The organism is Anaeromyxobacter sp. SG66, assembly GCF_022690805.1.
Lineage (GTDB): Bacteria > Myxococcota > Myxococcia > Myxococcales > Anaeromyxobacteraceae > Anaeromyxobacter > Anaeromyxobacter soli.
Map to the genome: position 1 here is coordinate 1 of NZ_JALCZC010000016.1, position 14,638 is coordinate 14,638.

Here is a 14,638-nt window from a genome sequence, read left to right on the forward strand (position 1 = left end):
CCTCGTTCACTGGAAGCTCCTTGGACTCGCCGCCAAGCGAGGCCGTTGGTGTTTGGTCACCGAGGAGCTTCCACTTCCTTCTCAGCCTCCGCGAACTTCCGATTCACACATTCTTAGGGACACAACCTTGCCGCGCCACCTTCCTGAGGTGCAGCAAGTGGTCGCTGGTTCAAATTCAGTCGCCCCGACTCTCTGAAGGCTTCGAGGTTTCGCGCGAAAGTGCGCGGCCTCGGGGCCTTCGCCTTGCTCGGCGACTTCATGTCTTTCAAGGTCAGGGTAGACACGCGCCTCCCCGACCTCACCGGACCCCCCCGTCGCGGCTGCAACGCTATGCAACGGTGTAGCGGACCAGCACCACGGGGATCGCGACCGCGACCGCGCCATACAGCGGTCAGAGCCGCTTGAAGCCCGCTACGAGCACGGCGGCCTGCGAGTCGTCCACGCCTCCCAGCTTGAAGTCCATGGCGACGGAGTTGAGCGTCCTCACGTCGCTGCGCGGCTGCTTGGCTCGGTCAAGGACCCCGTGCATCTTCACGCCCACGGTCCGCAGCGGCATGTTTTCCTTCCGGGCAAGCGCCTGAATCAGTTCGACCCCGCAGGCTGCGACGGCGGAGAGCGAGACCTCTACGGGCGTCACCTCTTCGCCGAGCGCGCCGTTTATCACCGGGCCGTCGATGATGAAGTGGTGGTCCCGGATGCCGCACAAGACGCGGCCGAACACGTCGGTCGAGCGAGCCGTAACGTCGTACTCGCTCACCGCCTGCGCTGAAGTCGCCATGGGCAGGGGGAAGGTCTCGCCTCGCTCCTGATGCACGGTTCTTCCGGGTGGCCTCCTTGGCAGGAGCGCCGAGAAGATCGCGCCCGCCCCGCCTTCATGTCGCCGCGTCATGCGAGGGGCGCCGGCAGGAACGACGGCGCGGGGGCCGCTGATTCACTCTCCTGCGGGCGCGTCGACATCGAAGCCCTGCTCCATCTGAACGCCGGAACTCGGCCTTCGGGATGCCCACCCGCTTCGCGGGGACTCCCGCGACGGTCGTGTGCGGCGCCACGGGTTCGAGCTCGACGCTGCCCGCTCCTACCTTCGAGCCTTCACCGATGACGATGGGTCGATGCGCGGTGAGGCTTCGCGGCTTCGCCACGTCCACGTTCATCGCGAGCCCCAGCGCTCAGGACGAGACAGTCATCGCTCCCGGACTGCGTAGCTCAGGTGGGTCACCCGCTGCGTCGGCTCCGCGCGGACCGGCTCCAGGGCCACGCGGCCCGCGTCCACGCCCTCGAACAGGCGGATTCCGGAGCCGAACAGCACGGGCGAGAGCGCGATCGAGAACTCGTCGATCAGGCCGGCGTTCACGTACTCCAGGATCGTTGCGCCGCCGCCCGCGATGCGGACGTCCCGGTCGCCGGCGGCCTCGCGGGCCTGGTCGAGCGCGGTCTCGATGCCGTCGTTGACGAAGTGGAAGGTGGTCCCACCCGGCCGCTCCCAGGGGTCACGCTTCTCGTGCGTCACGACGAACACCCGCGTGTGGAACGGCGCCTCCTCCGGCCACGCCTGCTCGCCGAGGTCGAACATGCGCTTGCCCATCACGCTCGCGCCGGTGCGCTCGAACGTCTCCCGCACGATGTCGTTGTCGCGCCCTTCCTCGCCACCCTCGCCGAGCTTCAGGTTCTCCCGTAGGAACCGCAGCGGCAATATCCACTGCTGCAGCTCCATCCACTGCGCCGTCCAATCCGGGTCACCCATGCGCCCCTCGGGCGCGATGAACCCGTCCAGCGACATCGACACGCTGAAGAACACCTTGCCGGCCATCAGTCCTCGACTCCCTTCCGAACGATCCCGGTGACGTAGGCAGCCAGGTTGCTCAGCGTCTGCTGGCCGCCCTCGATCGCGTGGTACTTCTCGACCGCCTCGTCGCGCAGCTCCTTGGTGCGGAACACCGTGCGCATCTCGAGCCGGGTCGCCGCGCCGTCGGGCGCGAACGTGAGGGCCGACTCGAAGGCGTTCGGGTCGCCGCGGAACTCACCGTGCAGCAGCGCGATCCGCTCCGGCGGGGCGATCTCGGTCCAGGAGATCCACTCCCGGTAGTCCGTCCCGTCCGGACCGTGCAACACGAAGTCCCACTCCCCGCCGACGCGGAACTCGAATGCCCGCGTGGTGGTGGTGAACCCCTCCGGTCCCCACCATCGCGACAGGTGCCGCACCTCGGTGAACGCCTCGAACACCAGCTCCCGTGGGGCACTGATGACCCGCGAGATCACGATCTCGCGGTCGGCCGTCGCTGACTGCGCCGGCGCGTCCCGTCCTGTCGCTGCCATCGGTCCTCCTGCCTTGCCTGCTCGAGGTCCTGCACGTACGCGTCCAGCCGATCGAAGCTCTCGTTCCAGAACCGCTCGAACCCGCCGGTCCACTCGTGGACCGGTCGCAGCCCGCGGGCGTCAAGGCCGTACAGGCGCTGCTTGCCTGCCTTGCGATCCCGCACGAGCCCGACCTCCCGGAGCACCCGCAGGTGTTTTGACGCCCCGGGCTGCGTCATCCCCAGCTCCTGGGCCAGCTCGGTCACCGGCCGCTCACCCGCCCGCAGCAGTGCCAGGATCTCCCGGCGCTGCGGCTCGGCGATCGCGTTGAAGACGTCCGAGGTGGTCGCTGCTCGTGCCATTGAGCGTAAACATATGCCCATATCGGCATTCGTCAAGGCCCTGGCCCGCTCGCCGCCGAGGGCTGGTTGGGTAGTCGGTGGGGTCAGGGCGCCACCCGTACGGCGAGCGGCATCGCCGCGTGCGTGGCTCGCCAGATCCCAGAGTCATTCGCGAGCTCGCTCCTCTCGAGCCCCGGGTGTCCCTGGACGCGGTCGACGCGATCCAGGTCGAGCGGTGGGGTGAGGAGGATGCGGGTGAAGTTCCAGAGCGCCTTCGCCGCCCGGAGAACGGTGCGCCTGGCCTCAGGCCGGGACGTGGCGTAGCGCCTCGCGATGGACTCGAACTCCTCCGGCGCTCGCCCGCCCACCGAGGCCACGACATCCGTCGGCGCGTTCACGGCGAAGGCGTTTCGCCGGTAGTCCTCGACGTAATGGCGGAGCTGCGACTGCTCGAAGGGACTCAAGCCGAGCACCCGCAGCGCCTTGCGGAACATCACCTGTGGCAGCTCCACGTACCGAACGCGCCGTCCGAGCGCCTTGGAGAACGCGTCGGCGATGCCGGCGGGCGACAGGAGGCGCGGTCCCGTGGGGCGATAGGTCTTGCCGCCGTGCGTCTCCGGATCGAGGAGCGCGCCCACGACCACGCTCGCGATGTCCTCGTTCGAGGGGGGCGCATTCTCACCGGCGCCGAGCGGCATCGGCATCACCCCGAGCTGCGCGATCGGCTCCAGGAGCCGCATGTAGTTGTCGGCAAAGAACCCGGGGTTCACGACCGTCACCGCGACCTCCGGGATCCACGGCAGCGTCTGCTCCATGAGCCAGAGCCCACGCGTCGCCATCGATGGGTGGCGGGGGCTCGCGAGCCACTGCGAGAGAGCCACCATCGACTCGAGGCGCGCCTCGCGTGCCGCGACCGCGAAGGTCGAGACGACGTGGAGAAGGTCGGGGCCCCACGGCGGGCAGAGGTAGGCCCGCTGTGCGCCCTCCAGCGCCCGCTCGACGTCGGCCGGGTCCGTGAGGGACCCCACGACCACCTCCGCACCGGCGTCCCGCAGTCGCTCAGAGCGGGCATCGACCCTCCGGACGAGGCACCGCACGGGGTACCCGCGCTCGAGGAGCTGAAGCGCGGTCGGCGTGCCGGTGTGCCCTGCGGCGGCGGTGACGAGAATCCTCGGCTTCTTCATGTTCGGCCTCATTTTCGCGGGCGTACGCGCCGGCGACGCTGGTTGTACCTACAACCCAGGTTGTAGGTACCACCTTGCGGTGCCGCAAGCCGATCTTCGCGACCGCCGGCCCGATCCCGATGCGTCGCCGGCCGAACGATGACTCGAGCGGAACATTTATTTTTGACAGGGACCCTGGCGAACGTGCCAGCGCCCGCACGTGCCGGCGCTACACGCGGCGCTTCCACGAGACTCGACGGCCGCTGCGAGGGGAATTCCGGGTTCCTGGTCGTACGGGAAGAAATGGCCCGGTGCTTGGATGGACCTGTCCAGCAAAGACACGGAAAGGACCGATCAATGGAGAGTGCAGCGACCGGGAAGGTCGATCCCACGAGGAAGCTCACCGCCGCATCGGTCGGAGGCGCGATCGTCGTGGCATTCGCCTCGTCGCTCTGCTGCCTCGGCCCGCTCCTCTTCGCCGCGCTCGGTCTCGGCGGCGCCGGCCTCCTCGTCGAGTTCCAGGCGTATCGCCCCTACCTTGCGGCGCTCACCCTCGTGCTGCTCGGCGCAGGCTTCTTCTTCACCTACCGGCGCCCCAGGCTGGCGCCTGCGACCGCCGCTGCAGGCCCAGCCTGCGACTGCGAGCTGCCCAGGGCGAATCGCTTCGGCCAGGTGATGCTGTGGATCGCGACCGTGGTGGTCGCCGGCCTCCTCGGCTTCCCATACCTGGCGCAGTTCCTCTTCGATTGATCACCAGAATGGAGAATTTCATGAAGATGCTCAGGATCGTCCTCGCCACCTCGTTGCTCGGTACGGCCGCGCTCGCGGTCGCCCACATCGCCACGGGTTACGCCAGCGCCGAGGACACCGCGGCAGGCTCCGCCACCGTGTCGCTGCACGTCGAGGGCATGACCTGCGCGTCCTGCAGGGTCGCGGTGCGAACCGCCCTGTCGAAGCTCGACGGCGTGAAGGATGCGCGGGTCGACGTCGACAGGAAGAGCGCCGCCATCGACTTCGACCCCACGAGAGTGACGCCGCAGCAGATGGTCGATGCCGTGAACAGGCTCGGCTACCAGGCCAGCCTTCCCGCGAAGACCGGGCCGTAGGAGAACGCGATGAGCTCCTGCTGCTCGGGTGAGAGCTGCGAGATCCCCAAGCCCCGCGCGAGCGGCGAGGCCGCCTGCCCGCGCTGCGGCGAGGTCGGTCGGGTCGAATGACTGGCGGCACCGCGGGCGCGGGCATCGATGGGACCAAGTGGAAGCGGCGGTGATTCCGCTCGGCGTGCCCGTTCGCTCCGGCGGAGGCGCCCATGAACGCGGCTGCGCCCCCTCGGGCCGGACGGCGCCACCACGGCCTCTCCGTGAAGGCTCTCCCAGCGGCGCCGTCGACGGTGATCTCGGGCTACTCGTCGCAGCGCGTGACGACCCCGAGGAACGTCGACTGTGAGCGGCCCAGGGCTGCGCGAAGGCAGCGCATGTAGCACCGCGCACCCCAGAGCCGCACGATCGTGAGCCAGTGCAGGATGACTTCCTTGCCCGTGATGGTCCCGTTCATCGCCGCGCCTCCTTCGAGCCTCTGTCCTCCTGTCTCGGCGGCGGACCGGAGATGACGCGGCCCGGAGGGGCTCAGCGCGGGTCCCCGTAGAAGCGCCTCAGCCCGTGGCTTGGAGGCCCCCGTAGCGTGTAGACGTCACGCGGGCGCGGCTCGCGAGGAACGATTCTCGCGCAGGGGGTCAGTTCGACGGCAGCCGCGGTGCCCTGGGGAAGTCGATCTCCGTCTCCGAGAGGATGGCGGCGGCGTTCGTGAACACCCGCGCCGCCACGTGGGCGACGACCTCGACGATCTCTCCGTCTGTGAGGCCCACCTCCCGCGCCTCCGCGAGCTCGCGGCCGGCGCGCGCGCCGCCGGTCCGGACGATCCGGCGCGCGAGCGCGAAGATGGCCCGCTCGCGCCGGCTCTGCGACTGCCCTTCGCGGGCGGCCGCCGCGTCCTCCGGGGACGCGCCGGCCTTCGCCGCCAGCGCCGTGTGCGCGGAGAGGCAGTAGCTGCAGCCGTTCAGCTCGGAGACGTGGAGCGCGAGGAGCTCGGCCTCGCGTGGCGAGAGCTTCCCGCCGGAGAGCGCCTCCGAGAACGCGAGGTAGCCCTTCAGCGCCGCCGGCGAGTGACCGATGGTCGCGTAGAGGTTCGGGACCATCCCGAGGGCCTTCTTGATCCCGTCGAGGACGGGCTTCGTGGCCTCGGGGGCGGTGGTGGAGGTGACGGGCGGGATGCGTGCCGGCATCTGGGACTCCTGTGTTCGTGTGGAGCGTGAGTGCTCCGCGGTGGAGGTCGTCACGCGGTCGCGCATTTCACGTCGCCGGCCACCCTCCCGGGATTCCCTTCGCGCGTAATCATCGCCTCGCGCGCGGGACTGCCCTCCAGAACGCCGGCCTCGAGCCGGAATGGAGGAAGCACCCATGCACCGCACCGTCCCGCTCGCCGCGCTCGCGCTATCCCTCGCCACTCCCGCGCTCGCGGAGGAGCTCCGCGTCGACCCCGACGCCGGCAACAACACCTTCCACGCCATCTTCGACGCGAAGCTCGGGGAGCGGATCACGGCCCAGAGCTCCGCGGTCGCCTGCGACCTCCGCTACGACGAGAAGACCGGCCTCGCCTCGGGCCACTGCTCGGTCCCGCTCACGAGCATCAAGGTCGACAACGAGGACACCAAGACCGAGCACTTCCAGCAGTGGGTCACGAACAAGAAGAGCGACCCCGCGGCGTGCCGGTTCGAGGCGTCCCTCGACGGCGTGAAGATCGGTGCGCTCGCCCCCGAGCAGCCGGTGCCCTTCACCGCCCAGGTGCCGTTCACCGTCTGCGGACGGAAGCCCGTCGACGGGCGCAAGGAAACGGTGAAGGGCACCGCCCTCCTCTTCCCGCCCGGCGCCTATGGCGAGAAGCGGACCGTGCGGATCCGCGCGACCGTCCAGGGCTTCGACCGCGACGCGTACCACATCGGGCCGAAGTACACGGACGGCTGGCTCGCGCGCGTCCAGTCGCTCGCGAAGGTCGTCGCCGACCAGGGGACGATCGAGCTCTCCCTGTTCGCGAAGTCAGACGCCGCCTCCACCGCCCAGAAGTGATCTCACCCGGGCCGTGACGGCCCACCCACCGCAGCACAACCGCAACACCTCGAAAGGAAGCACTCATGATCCGTACAGCCATGAAGGGCGCTGTCATCGCCGGCGCCGTGTTCTCCCTCTTCGCGTCGGGCACCGCGCTCGCCGCAGAGAAGGCCGCCGCGAAGGAAAAGGAAGGCGCCAAGGTGGTGAAGTGCGCCGGCGTGAACGAGTGCAAGGGCAAGGGCAGCTGCGCCGGCGCCGCCAACGCGTGCAAGGCCCAGAATTCCTGCAAGGGGCAGGGCTTCACCGAGGAGAAGAGCGCGAAGGTCTGCACCGACAAGGGCGGCAAGGTCCTCGCCTCCACGTAGTCCGGAGCGGGGGGCCGGCGCGCGCTGCGCCGGTCCCCCCGGAGTCACGATGGCGTTCACGCGAAAGCACCTCGGCCACGGCATCGGCCTCCGCACGAAGCACTTCGCCCAGCACCTCGCCACGCCGCCTCCGGTCGACTGGGTCGAGGCGATCAGCGAGAACTTCATGGCGCCGGGCGGACGTCCGTTGGCCGTGCTGGAGAAGGTGAGGCGCGACGTCCCGGTGGTGCTCCACGGCGTCTCGCTCTCGATCGGCTCGACCGACCCGCTCTCGGAGGGCTACCTCGCCCAGCTCGCCGACCTCGCCCGTCGCATCGAGCCCGCGTGGATCTCCGATCACCTCTGCTGGGGCTCGCACGGCGGCCGGTACGCGCACGACCTCTGGCCGCTGCCGTACACCGAGGAGGCCTTACGGCACGTGGTCGCGCGCGTCGCGCGCGTCCAGGACGCGCTCGGCCGGCAGATCCTGCTCGAGAACGTCTCGTCCTACGTCGCGTTCCGTGCGTCCGAGATGTCGGAGTGGGAGTTCGCCTCCGAGGTGGTCCGCCGCGCCGACTGCGGGATCCTGCTCGACGTGAACAACGTCTACGTCTCGGCTCGGAACCACGGCTTCGATCCCCATGCGTACCTCGCCGGCGTTCCGGCCGATCGGGTGGGGCAGCTCCACCTCGCCGGCCACTCGGACAGGGGCCGCTACCTGCTCGACTCGCACGACCACGAGGTTCCGGCCGCGGTCTGGGACCTCTACCGCGAGACCGTGCGCCGCGTCGGCCCGGTCTCCACGCTCGTCGAGTGGGACGACCACATCCCGCCGCTCGAGCGGCTCGTCGAGGAGAGCCGGCGCGCCGAGGCGATCGAGGCGGAGGTGCTCGCGCCGCCGCGGCGGAGGGCGCTCCCGTGAGACTCGCCGAGACGCAGGCCGCCTTCCACGCGCTGGCGACGCGCGCCGCGGACCCCCCGTGCGCCGCCGAGGACTTCCTCGTCGGCTCGCCCGAGCTCCTCGCGCTCGAACGCATCGGCATCTACGCCGACATGTACCTGTGGCGCCTCACCGACGCGCTCCGCGAGGACTACCCGAAGCTCGCCGCGCTCCTCGGCGACGAGCGGTTCCTCGAGGTCGCCGACACGTACGCGCGCGAGCACCCCTCCGATCGGCCCGACCTCGGCCAGTTCGGCCGTCGCCTTCCCGCGTTCCTGCGCCGCTCCCCGGCTCCGGAGCGCGCCGACCTCGCTGATCTCGCGGCGCTGGAGTGGGCGCGCGCGGAGGTCTTCTTCGAGGCGCCCGCGACGCCGGTCGCGCGCGACGCGCTCGCCGTGCTGGGACCGGACGCATTCCTCGACGCCAGGCTCGTGCTCCCCCCCGCCCTCCGCGTCCTCTCCCTCGGGCACGACGCGGCCACGCTCTGGCGCCGTCTCGAGGACGGCGAGCAGCCGGACGCGCCCATCGCAATTCCGACAGCCGTGGTGGTCTGGCGCGAGGGGTTCGAGGTCTTCCACGGCCGGATCGAGCTCGACGAGGCGAGGGCCCTCGACGCCGCCCGGGCGGGCGACCCGCTCGCGAGCGTCTGCGCCCTGTTCGGGCAGCGCGAGGATCCTGCCGCCGCCGCGTTCGCCGCCCTGGTGTCATGGTTCGACCAGGGCTGGATCGCGGCGCTCTCGACGTGACGCCCTCCCGGTGCTCATCTGCACGTGGACCGAGATGGCCATCACGAGCCGCGCGTCTGCTTCCAGCTCTCGAACCGGCGCAGCAGCTCCTGCTCGAGGTCCGGAGACATCTCCGGTGGAGGGAGCATGCCGAGCGCGGCCGCGGTCGCCTTCACCTGGCGGACGTAACGGCGGCAGTTGCGGCACATGCCGATGTGCATCCGGAACCGGATCCGGTCCATGAAGGAGAGGTTCCCCTCCGCATACTCGGTGACGAGCTCCGTGATCTCCTTGCACGTCAGCATCAGCGTCCGCCCCGCATGTGCGCCTCGAGTGCCTGCCGGACGCGCGTCCTGGCGCGATGGAGCAGCACCCTCTGGTTCGTCACCGTGAGATCCAGGAGATTACAGATCTCCTTCGTCTCGAGGCCATCCTCGTCTCGCAGGACGAGGACCGCGCGCTGCGCAGGCGGGAGCGCCTGTACCGCTGCCGCCATCACCGCGCGCGTCTCGGCCTCGAGGGCCAGCCGCTCCGGGGTCTCGTCAGTCCAGCCCACCGGAGGGTCGCGCCACATCCCCCCGGCGTCGAACCGCTCGGGAGCGACGGCATGCTCATCGCTCCCGGTCTCCGCCAGCGCGGAGAACGGTACGCTCCGCCCCTCCCGGACGGCCCGGGTCCGCGCCCGGTTCGCAAGGATCCGGTAGAGCCACGTCTTGAACGAGGCGCGGGCCTCGAAGTCGTCGAGACCTTCGAGGACGGCCATCCACGTGTCCTGGACGACCTCCTCCGCCGCGGAGCTCTCACGGACGAAGAGGCGCGCGAAGCGAAGCAGCGCTCCGCCGTGCCGTCGCACGAGCCCGGCGAAGACCGAACGGTCGCCGGCGCGGACCCGCCGGACGAGCTCGGAGTCTTCGAGCCCCGCTGCATGGCCTTCAGCGTCACCGCCCGTCGTCGTCGCGCTCCGCATCAGAGGCGCCCGATGTCCTCCGCTTTGGCGATTGACCGCCACGGGAGGCTCAGAACGTGATCACCTGGTACCCGTCGTGGACGAGCCGCCGCACGCTGGGGTGGCCCTCGTACTCGCCCGCGAGCTGGACGCCCTGCGCGACCACGGCTTCCTTCACCCCGAACGCGCCCGCGCAGTATGCGCAGACGCCCGCGATCCGATCGCCGACCGCCGCGTAGAGGCCGTGGGCCTTGTGCTCCTTCTTCGCGAGCTCCGGGACCCACGCCGTTCCCGCGCCGTCGAAGACGATCCGGACGTCGTCGTTCCCCTCCTTCAGCTCCTTCGCCGCCTCGAGCGCGTTCACCACGCGCCCGAGGCCCTCGTGAGTCTCCGTCCCGGCCAGCACCACGATCGCGACCTTCGCCATGTCTGCACTCCTCCGTCCCAGGACAGGTGCCGAACCGCGCGCGCATTTCGCCCGCATCGAGACTCGCGGCTCGAAATCTCCGCCGGGCTGGACACCTCACGGATGGAGGCGCGGAGCCGCGCCGGACGACGAGCAAGGAGAGCGAGACATGGCGAAGGAGAGAACGACGAATGCCATCCACGGCGGCGAGGACTTCGAGGACCAGGTGCTCCACGCGAAGGAGCCCGTCCTGGTGGACTTCTGGGCGCGGTGGTGCGGGCCCTGCCGCGCGCTCGCCCCGGCACTGGACGAGCTCGCCCGCGAGGTCGCCGGACGCGCAAGGGTCGTGAAGGTGGACGTGGACGAGAACCCCGACCTGGCGCGGCGGTACGACGTCTCCTCCATCCCGTGCCTCCTGATCTTCAGGGGCGGACGGGAGTTCAGACGAATCGTGGGACTCACGCCCAAGGCGCGGATCGCGGAAGCCCTCCACACAGCCACTGCGGCGGCCTGACCAACCCGGACCACGGACACGCCGGGCCGTGCGCGCGGCCCGGCCGCCCGGCGCCTCACGAGACCAGGCATTCCAGGAGCGCCTTCTTCGCCCGGTGGAGGAGGACCGCCACGCGCCCGGGCTCGAGGCCGAGCTGCTCCGCTGTCTCCAGCCCCGAGAGCTCCTGCAGCATCCGTAGCCTCACCACCCGACGCTGCATCTCCGCGAGGCGGTTCACGCAGCCGAGCAGTCGGACGTGCTCCTCGGCGCGCTCGATCGCCTCGTCCACCGACACCTCGTCGGCGGCAAGTGAGGGCTCGTCCTCGATCGGCTCGTGCCGAAGCGCGCGGTGGTGGCGCCGCCTCATGTTCCGCGCGGCGTTCCGGACGAGCACGCCGAGCAGGCTCGCCGACTCCCTGGGCTCCTCCACGAGCGAGCGCGCCTGCGGGAGAAGGAGGAACGTCTGGAATGCCTCCTGGACCGCGTCGAGCGCGTCGTCGGCGGCAAGCCCCTCTTTCCGGGCAGCAGCGGCGAGTCCACGCGAGTGAACCCGGGCGAGCTCCGAGACCCACCGGACGAAGGAGTCCTCTCGTGGGGCCACACCGCGCCCTGCTCGTTCCGCTGTTCCGGTCATGCGCGATCGTCCGACGACCCCTCGGAAGATTACAACCGTGCCTTCGAAGCTCGGGCCTGGAGCCTCCCGCCGCGCCCCCTGCCCTCAGGAGCCCGCTCGCCGCCGAGGGCCGCGATCATCCCGTCGAGTCGCGCGACGACGGCATCGCCGAGCGCGGCGACTGCACGCTCCTGGGCCGCTCGCCAGTCGGGCAGGGCCTCCACGAGCGCGCGCCTGCCGCGCTCCGTCGCCTCGATGCGTTGGCCGCCCGAGTCCAGCCCCGCGATCCGGACGAGCCCCGCCGCCTCCAGAAGTCGGAGGTTCCTGCTGAGCGTGGACTTCTCGAGATCCAGCATCCGCGCGAGTCGCGCCGGCCGGAGCGGCCCCTCGAGGATCGTCGCACCGAGGAGCGTGAACTGGGCGACCGTGATGGGATGCCCGCGGAGCGCCTCCTCGAACACGCTGGTCACGAGGCGGGAGAGCCTGCGCGCGCGGAGCGCGACGCAGCGGGTGGCCTCGGCCGCGGCGCTCGAGGCGTCGATCGAGCTTCGTGCGGTCATGCGCTGGTCGGGGAGACGGCGGGGGTCATGGCGCCGCCCGTACGGCGAGCTGCGTCGTGGCGTGCGTGGCTCGCCAGATCCGCGAGTCACCAGCGAGCTCGCTCGTCTCGAGCCCCGGGTGTCCCTGGACGCGGTCGATGCGATCCAGGTCGAGCGGTGGGGTGAGGAGGATGCGGGTGAAGTTCCAGAGCGCCTTCGCCGCCCGGAGAACGGTGCGCCTGGCCTCAGGCCGGGACGTGGCGTAGCGCCTCGCGATGGACTCGAACTCCTCCGGCGCTCGCCCGCCCACCGAGGCCACGGCGTCCGTCGGCGCGTTCACGGCGAAGGCGTTTCGCCGGTAGTCCTCGACGTAATGGCGGAGCTGCGACGTGCCGGTGTGCCCCGCGGCGGCGGTGACGAGAATCCTCGGCTTCTTCATGTTCGGCCTCTCCTTCGCGGGGGTACGCGCCAAGGACAGCAGCAAACAGTCGGTGTTGTAGCTACAACGCCGAAGCGCCGCAAGCCGATCCCCATCGCGACCCACCCGGGCGATCCCGATGCACCGCCGACCGACTTGAAGCCGCGATCGCCCGGCTGGACGTGCGCGAGATCCCGGCGCAGGTGAGGATCAGCGGATAGCGCTCAACGAGATCCGGACGGGACGCCGGACCGACCAGCGGCTCCTGGTACTCCGGCAGCGGCGGATAGCCGTGTGCAAGCAGGGTCTCCGAGTACAGCTCGATCTTGCGCGTGGGCGTGTTGAAGCCCAGCGGGACACCGTCGACCTCGTCGGCGAACTTGCGGTAGCGCGTCTCGAGCGCGACGCGCGCACCCTCGGGGTGGTCGCGCAGCCAGTCGAGCGAGAGGCCCGAGGGCCCGAGCTGGTGGCGGTAGGCCGCGTCGATGTTCCCCTGCCAGAAGTATTTGCCGAGACCGAGACGGACGGCGAGGTCGAAGACGATCTCGGTATCGGAACGGGCCTCGCCGGGGGGCGCGCCCACGGGCCGGCGCAGCTGGACCAATGACTGCGCCTCGGGGCTCACCTCGAAGCCGAGCTTGAGCGCCTCGCGCTCGAATCCGCTCGCCACCGGCAGGACGATGTCGGCGAGCTCCGCCGTGGGGTTCATGAACAGGTCCGCGTGGACGTAGAAGTCGAGCGCGGCCAGCGCCCCGCGCCCGCGCAGGACGTCGCCGTGCGACAGCAGGAGGTTGGCGCCGAATCCGACGAGGCCTCGCACCGCGTAGGGCTTGCGGTCGAGGATGCCGCGGTACAGCTCGTCGGTGGTCGCGAATCCCCATCGCGCCGGGCCGAGCGGGCGTTCCGCGACGCCGAGCCCCACGGCGCGGCGCTCCGGCGTGCTCCCGACGGCGGGCGTGGGGACTGCGGGGAAGAGCACGTTGCCGCCCCGTGCATCGAAGCTGCCCGTCAGCACGGAGAGCTGCGCGATCGCGCGCGCGATCTGGGTCGCGTTCGTCTGCATCTCGACGCCGCTCCACGCGTAGTACGCGAGGGGCCTCGCCTCCCACAGGAGCCGCGCTGCGCGCTCGACCTCACCTCGTTCGACGCCGGTGATCGACTCCACTCGCTCCGGCGAATAGGTGCGGCAGAGCGCGGCCGCGAGATCGAAGGCGGTCCGGCAGCGCACGCCGCCCGCCGGCGTCTCCAGCGCGTACTCGCCGAACAGGGCGAGGTCCGCGGAGTCGACCTCGTACCGTCCACGGGCGGGATCGTAGACGGTGGGGCGGCCGGCAGGCCGATCCCAAGCCACGTAGCGTCCCCGGTCCCCGCCCTCCGAGAGGTCGGCCTCGGTGAGGGGGCGGCCCGTATCCGAGCGAACGAGCAGCGGGCCGTTCGTCCACTCACGGATGAACGGCTCGTCGAACCAGCCGCGCTCGATCATCACCCCGGCGATCCCCAGGGCGAGCGCGCCGTCAGTGCCGGGGCGCACCTGCAGCCACGCGTCGGCCCGCCGAGCCGGTTCGGTGCGCCGGGGGTCGACCACGACGAGACGTGCCCCGCGCTTCTGCGCCGCGATGGTCGCGGTCGCGTGGCTGAGCCGCGCGTCGGACGCGTGCGCCGCAACGGGTATTTCAGGCGGTCGCGGTGATGGACGAGCTCTGGCCCGGCCCGGCCCTTCGCGCAGAGCGCCTGACCCGTGGGATGCGACGGGTCGGGATCGAGGCGGACGAAGCGCCCCCCCTCGACGGTCGCGATCGCGCCACAGCGCGAGACGCACAGCGCGCAGTACGTGGAGACGCGCTCCGATGTCGTGCTGCCGGCCGCCATCGTCTGTGCCTTGGATCGTGATGCCACCACTGGAGTAGCACCCCGGCGTCCTGGCCGCAGCGTGCACCTCCGCCCGGCGCACCTGGAGCCCTGGTGACTCGATCACTACGGCGGGTGCGGCGGCCTGGCTGCCCTTCCTGGACCGAGCCCCCAACGGATCAGGGTGCAGGCCGCGCCAGCAGCATGCGGTGGACGTGGAAGGTCTCGGCGTACCGAGCATTCGTCATGGCCTCCGCCTAGGGCGGCGCTGCCCAGCAGAGACAGTTCACGCACGAATCGTGAATCTTACGTTTTCGGCATGCACCCCAGATTCGCGCTCGTGGTGGTCGGGCTGCTCCACGGCTGTGGACCGCACGCTTCGGGGGACCGCGCCGGGGGCGCGTCGGTGCCGCCGGACGCGGGTACCCCTGGACCGACGGTTCCACCGGAGCAGGGCGCCGGCGCG

Annotated in this window: 22 protein-coding genes; 7 read left to right on the forward strand and 15 right to left on the reverse strand. The window is 70.6% G+C overall.

What is annotated here, in order from left to right; translation table 11 throughout:
* Nucleotides 1-391: 391 nt before the first annotated feature.
* The 5 genes from MNZ39_RS07090 to MNZ39_RS07110 form a co-directional block, all read right to left on the reverse strand.
* The gene (locus MNZ39_RS07090) at nt 392-757 is read right to left on the reverse strand and encodes an OsmC family protein (protein ID WP_242336633.1); all 366 of its coding nucleotides are present in this window, start codon (nt 755-757) and stop codon (nt 392-394) included.
* A 423-nt stretch (nt 758-1,180) separates the two neighbouring features.
* Nucleotides 1,181-1,807: a dihydrofolate reductase family protein gene (locus tag MNZ39_RS07095; protein WP_242336636.1), complete on the reverse strand. Its 627-nt coding sequence runs from the start codon at nt 1,805-1,807 to the stop codon at nt 1,181-1,183.
* A complete protein-coding gene (locus MNZ39_RS07100; protein WP_242336639.1) occupies nt 1,807-2,313 on the reverse strand; it encodes an SRPBCC family protein in 507 nt (168 codons plus the stop codon). Before MNZ39_RS07100 ends, MNZ39_RS07095 begins: the two co-directional genes overlap by 1 nt.
* Complete coding sequence (locus MNZ39_RS07105) at nt 2,253-2,654, reverse strand: metalloregulator ArsR/SmtB family transcription factor (protein WP_242336641.1); 402 nt, start codon at nt 2,652-2,654, stop codon at nt 2,253-2,255. Before MNZ39_RS07105 ends, MNZ39_RS07100 begins: the two co-directional genes overlap by 61 nt.
* An 83-nt stretch (nt 2,655-2,737) precedes the next feature.
* Nucleotides 2,738-3,817, reverse strand: a complete 1,080-nt coding sequence (locus MNZ39_RS07110) for an NmrA family NAD(P)-binding protein (protein WP_242336644.1) — start codon at nt 3,815-3,817, stop codon at nt 2,738-2,740.
* Nucleotides 3,818-4,153: 336 nt separating this feature from the next.
* Here MNZ39_RS07110 and MNZ39_RS07115 point away from each other — a divergent pair, with 336 nt between their 5' ends.
* A complete protein-coding gene (locus tag MNZ39_RS07115) occupies nt 4,154-4,546 on the forward strand; it encodes a mercuric transporter MerT family protein (RefSeq protein ID WP_242336647.1) in 393 nt (130 codons plus the stop codon).
* A 20-nt stretch (nt 4,547-4,566) separates the two neighbouring features.
* Nucleotides 4,567-4,902 (forward strand): heavy-metal-associated domain-containing protein, encoded by a 336-nt coding sequence (locus tag MNZ39_RS07120; RefSeq protein WP_242336650.1) that lies wholly within the window; start codon nt 4,567-4,569, stop codon nt 4,900-4,902.
* Between the two features lie 295 nt (nt 4,903-5,197).
* On the opposite strand, the gene MNZ39_RS07125 is transcribed toward MNZ39_RS07120, so the two are convergent.
* Both MNZ39_RS07125 and MNZ39_RS07130 read right to left on the reverse strand, forming a co-directional pair.
* Complete coding sequence (locus MNZ39_RS07125; RefSeq protein ID WP_242336653.1) at nt 5,198-5,350, reverse strand: hypothetical protein; 153 nt, start codon at nt 5,348-5,350, stop codon at nt 5,198-5,200.
* Nucleotides 5,351-5,528: 178 nt separating this feature from the next.
* Nucleotides 5,529-6,077, reverse strand: a complete 549-nt coding sequence (locus tag MNZ39_RS07130) for a carboxymuconolactone decarboxylase family protein (protein ID WP_242336656.1) — start codon at nt 6,075-6,077, stop codon at nt 5,529-5,531.
* Between the two features lie 175 nt (nt 6,078-6,252).
* Here MNZ39_RS07130 and MNZ39_RS07135 point away from each other — a divergent pair, with 175 nt between their 5' ends.
* The 4 genes from MNZ39_RS07135 to MNZ39_RS07150 all read left to right on the forward strand — a co-directional run bounded on the left by MNZ39_RS07135 (nt 6,253) and on the right by MNZ39_RS07150 (nt 8,930).
* Entirely contained in the window at nt 6,253-6,918 is a 666-nt protein-coding gene (locus tag MNZ39_RS07135; protein WP_242336660.1) for a hypothetical protein, read from the forward strand.
* Between the two features lie 65 nt (nt 6,919-6,983).
* Nucleotides 6,984-7,265, forward strand: coding sequence for a hypothetical protein (locus MNZ39_RS07140; RefSeq protein ID WP_242336663.1), 282 nt, complete (start codon nt 6,984-6,986; stop codon nt 7,263-7,265).
* Between the two features lie 49 nt (nt 7,266-7,314).
* Nucleotides 7,315-8,166, forward strand: a complete 852-nt coding sequence (locus tag MNZ39_RS07145) for a DUF692 domain-containing protein (RefSeq protein ID WP_242336666.1) — start codon at nt 7,315-7,317, stop codon at nt 8,164-8,166.
* Complete coding sequence (locus MNZ39_RS07150; RefSeq protein ID WP_242336669.1) at nt 8,163-8,930, forward strand: DNA-binding domain-containing protein; 768 nt, start codon at nt 8,163-8,165, stop codon at nt 8,928-8,930. Before MNZ39_RS07145 ends, MNZ39_RS07150 begins: the two co-directional genes overlap by 4 nt.
* Before the next feature lie 41 nt (nt 8,931-8,971).
* On the opposite strand, the gene MNZ39_RS07155 is transcribed toward MNZ39_RS07150, so the two are convergent.
* The 3 genes from MNZ39_RS07155 to MNZ39_RS07165 are packed head-to-tail and all read right to left on the reverse strand — an operon-like array spanning nt 8,972 to nt 10,282.
* Complete coding sequence (locus MNZ39_RS07155; protein WP_242336672.1) at nt 8,972-9,214, reverse strand: zf-HC2 domain-containing protein; 243 nt, start codon at nt 9,212-9,214, stop codon at nt 8,972-8,974.
* On the reverse strand, nt 9,214-9,876 hold the full coding sequence (locus MNZ39_RS07160; protein ID WP_242336675.1) for an RNA polymerase sigma factor: 663 nt from the start codon (nt 9,874-9,876) through the stop codon (nt 9,214-9,216). Before MNZ39_RS07160 ends, MNZ39_RS07155 begins: the two co-directional genes overlap by 1 nt.
* Nucleotides 9,877-9,925: 49 nt before the next feature.
* Complete coding sequence (locus tag MNZ39_RS07165) at nt 9,926-10,282, reverse strand: DsrE family protein (RefSeq protein WP_242336677.1); 357 nt, start codon at nt 10,280-10,282, stop codon at nt 9,926-9,928.
* Nucleotides 10,283-10,430: 148 nt separating this feature from the next.
* Between MNZ39_RS07165 and trxA the strand changes: the two genes are divergently transcribed.
* Nucleotides 10,431-10,775: a thioredoxin gene (gene trxA, locus MNZ39_RS07170; protein WP_242336679.1), complete on the forward strand. Its 345-nt coding sequence runs from the start codon at nt 10,431-10,433 to the stop codon at nt 10,773-10,775.
* Nucleotides 10,776-10,830: 55 nt separating this feature from the next.
* On the opposite strand, the gene MNZ39_RS07175 is transcribed toward trxA, so the two are convergent.
* The 5 genes from MNZ39_RS07175 to MNZ39_RS25095 form a co-directional block, all read right to left on the reverse strand.
* Nucleotides 10,831-11,355: an RNA polymerase sigma factor gene (locus MNZ39_RS07175; RefSeq protein WP_242336680.1), complete on the reverse strand. Its 525-nt coding sequence runs from the start codon at nt 11,353-11,355 to the stop codon at nt 10,831-10,833.
* Between the two features lie 62 nt (nt 11,356-11,417).
* On the reverse strand, nt 11,418-11,927 hold the full coding sequence (locus MNZ39_RS07180) for a MarR family winged helix-turn-helix transcriptional regulator (RefSeq protein WP_242336682.1): 510 nt from the start codon (nt 11,925-11,927) through the stop codon (nt 11,418-11,420).
* A gap of 25 nt (nt 11,928-11,952) precedes the next feature.
* On the reverse strand, nt 11,953-12,345 hold the full coding sequence (locus tag MNZ39_RS07185; RefSeq protein ID WP_242336684.1) for a hypothetical protein: 393 nt from the start codon (nt 12,343-12,345) through the stop codon (nt 11,953-11,955).
* Nucleotides 12,346-12,406: 61 nt separating this feature from the next.
* The gene (locus tag MNZ39_RS24845) at nt 12,407-13,909 is read right to left on the reverse strand and encodes a molybdopterin-dependent oxidoreductase (RefSeq protein ID WP_242336686.1); all 1,503 of its coding nucleotides are present in this window, start codon (nt 13,907-13,909) and stop codon (nt 12,407-12,409) included.
* Nucleotides 13,807-14,193: a hypothetical protein gene (locus tag MNZ39_RS25095; RefSeq protein ID WP_242336688.1), complete on the reverse strand. Its 387-nt coding sequence runs from the start codon at nt 14,191-14,193 to the stop codon at nt 13,807-13,809. The genes MNZ39_RS24845 and MNZ39_RS25095 overlap by 103 nt, the downstream gene beginning before the upstream one ends.
* Nucleotides 14,194-14,638 lie beyond the last annotated feature (445 nt).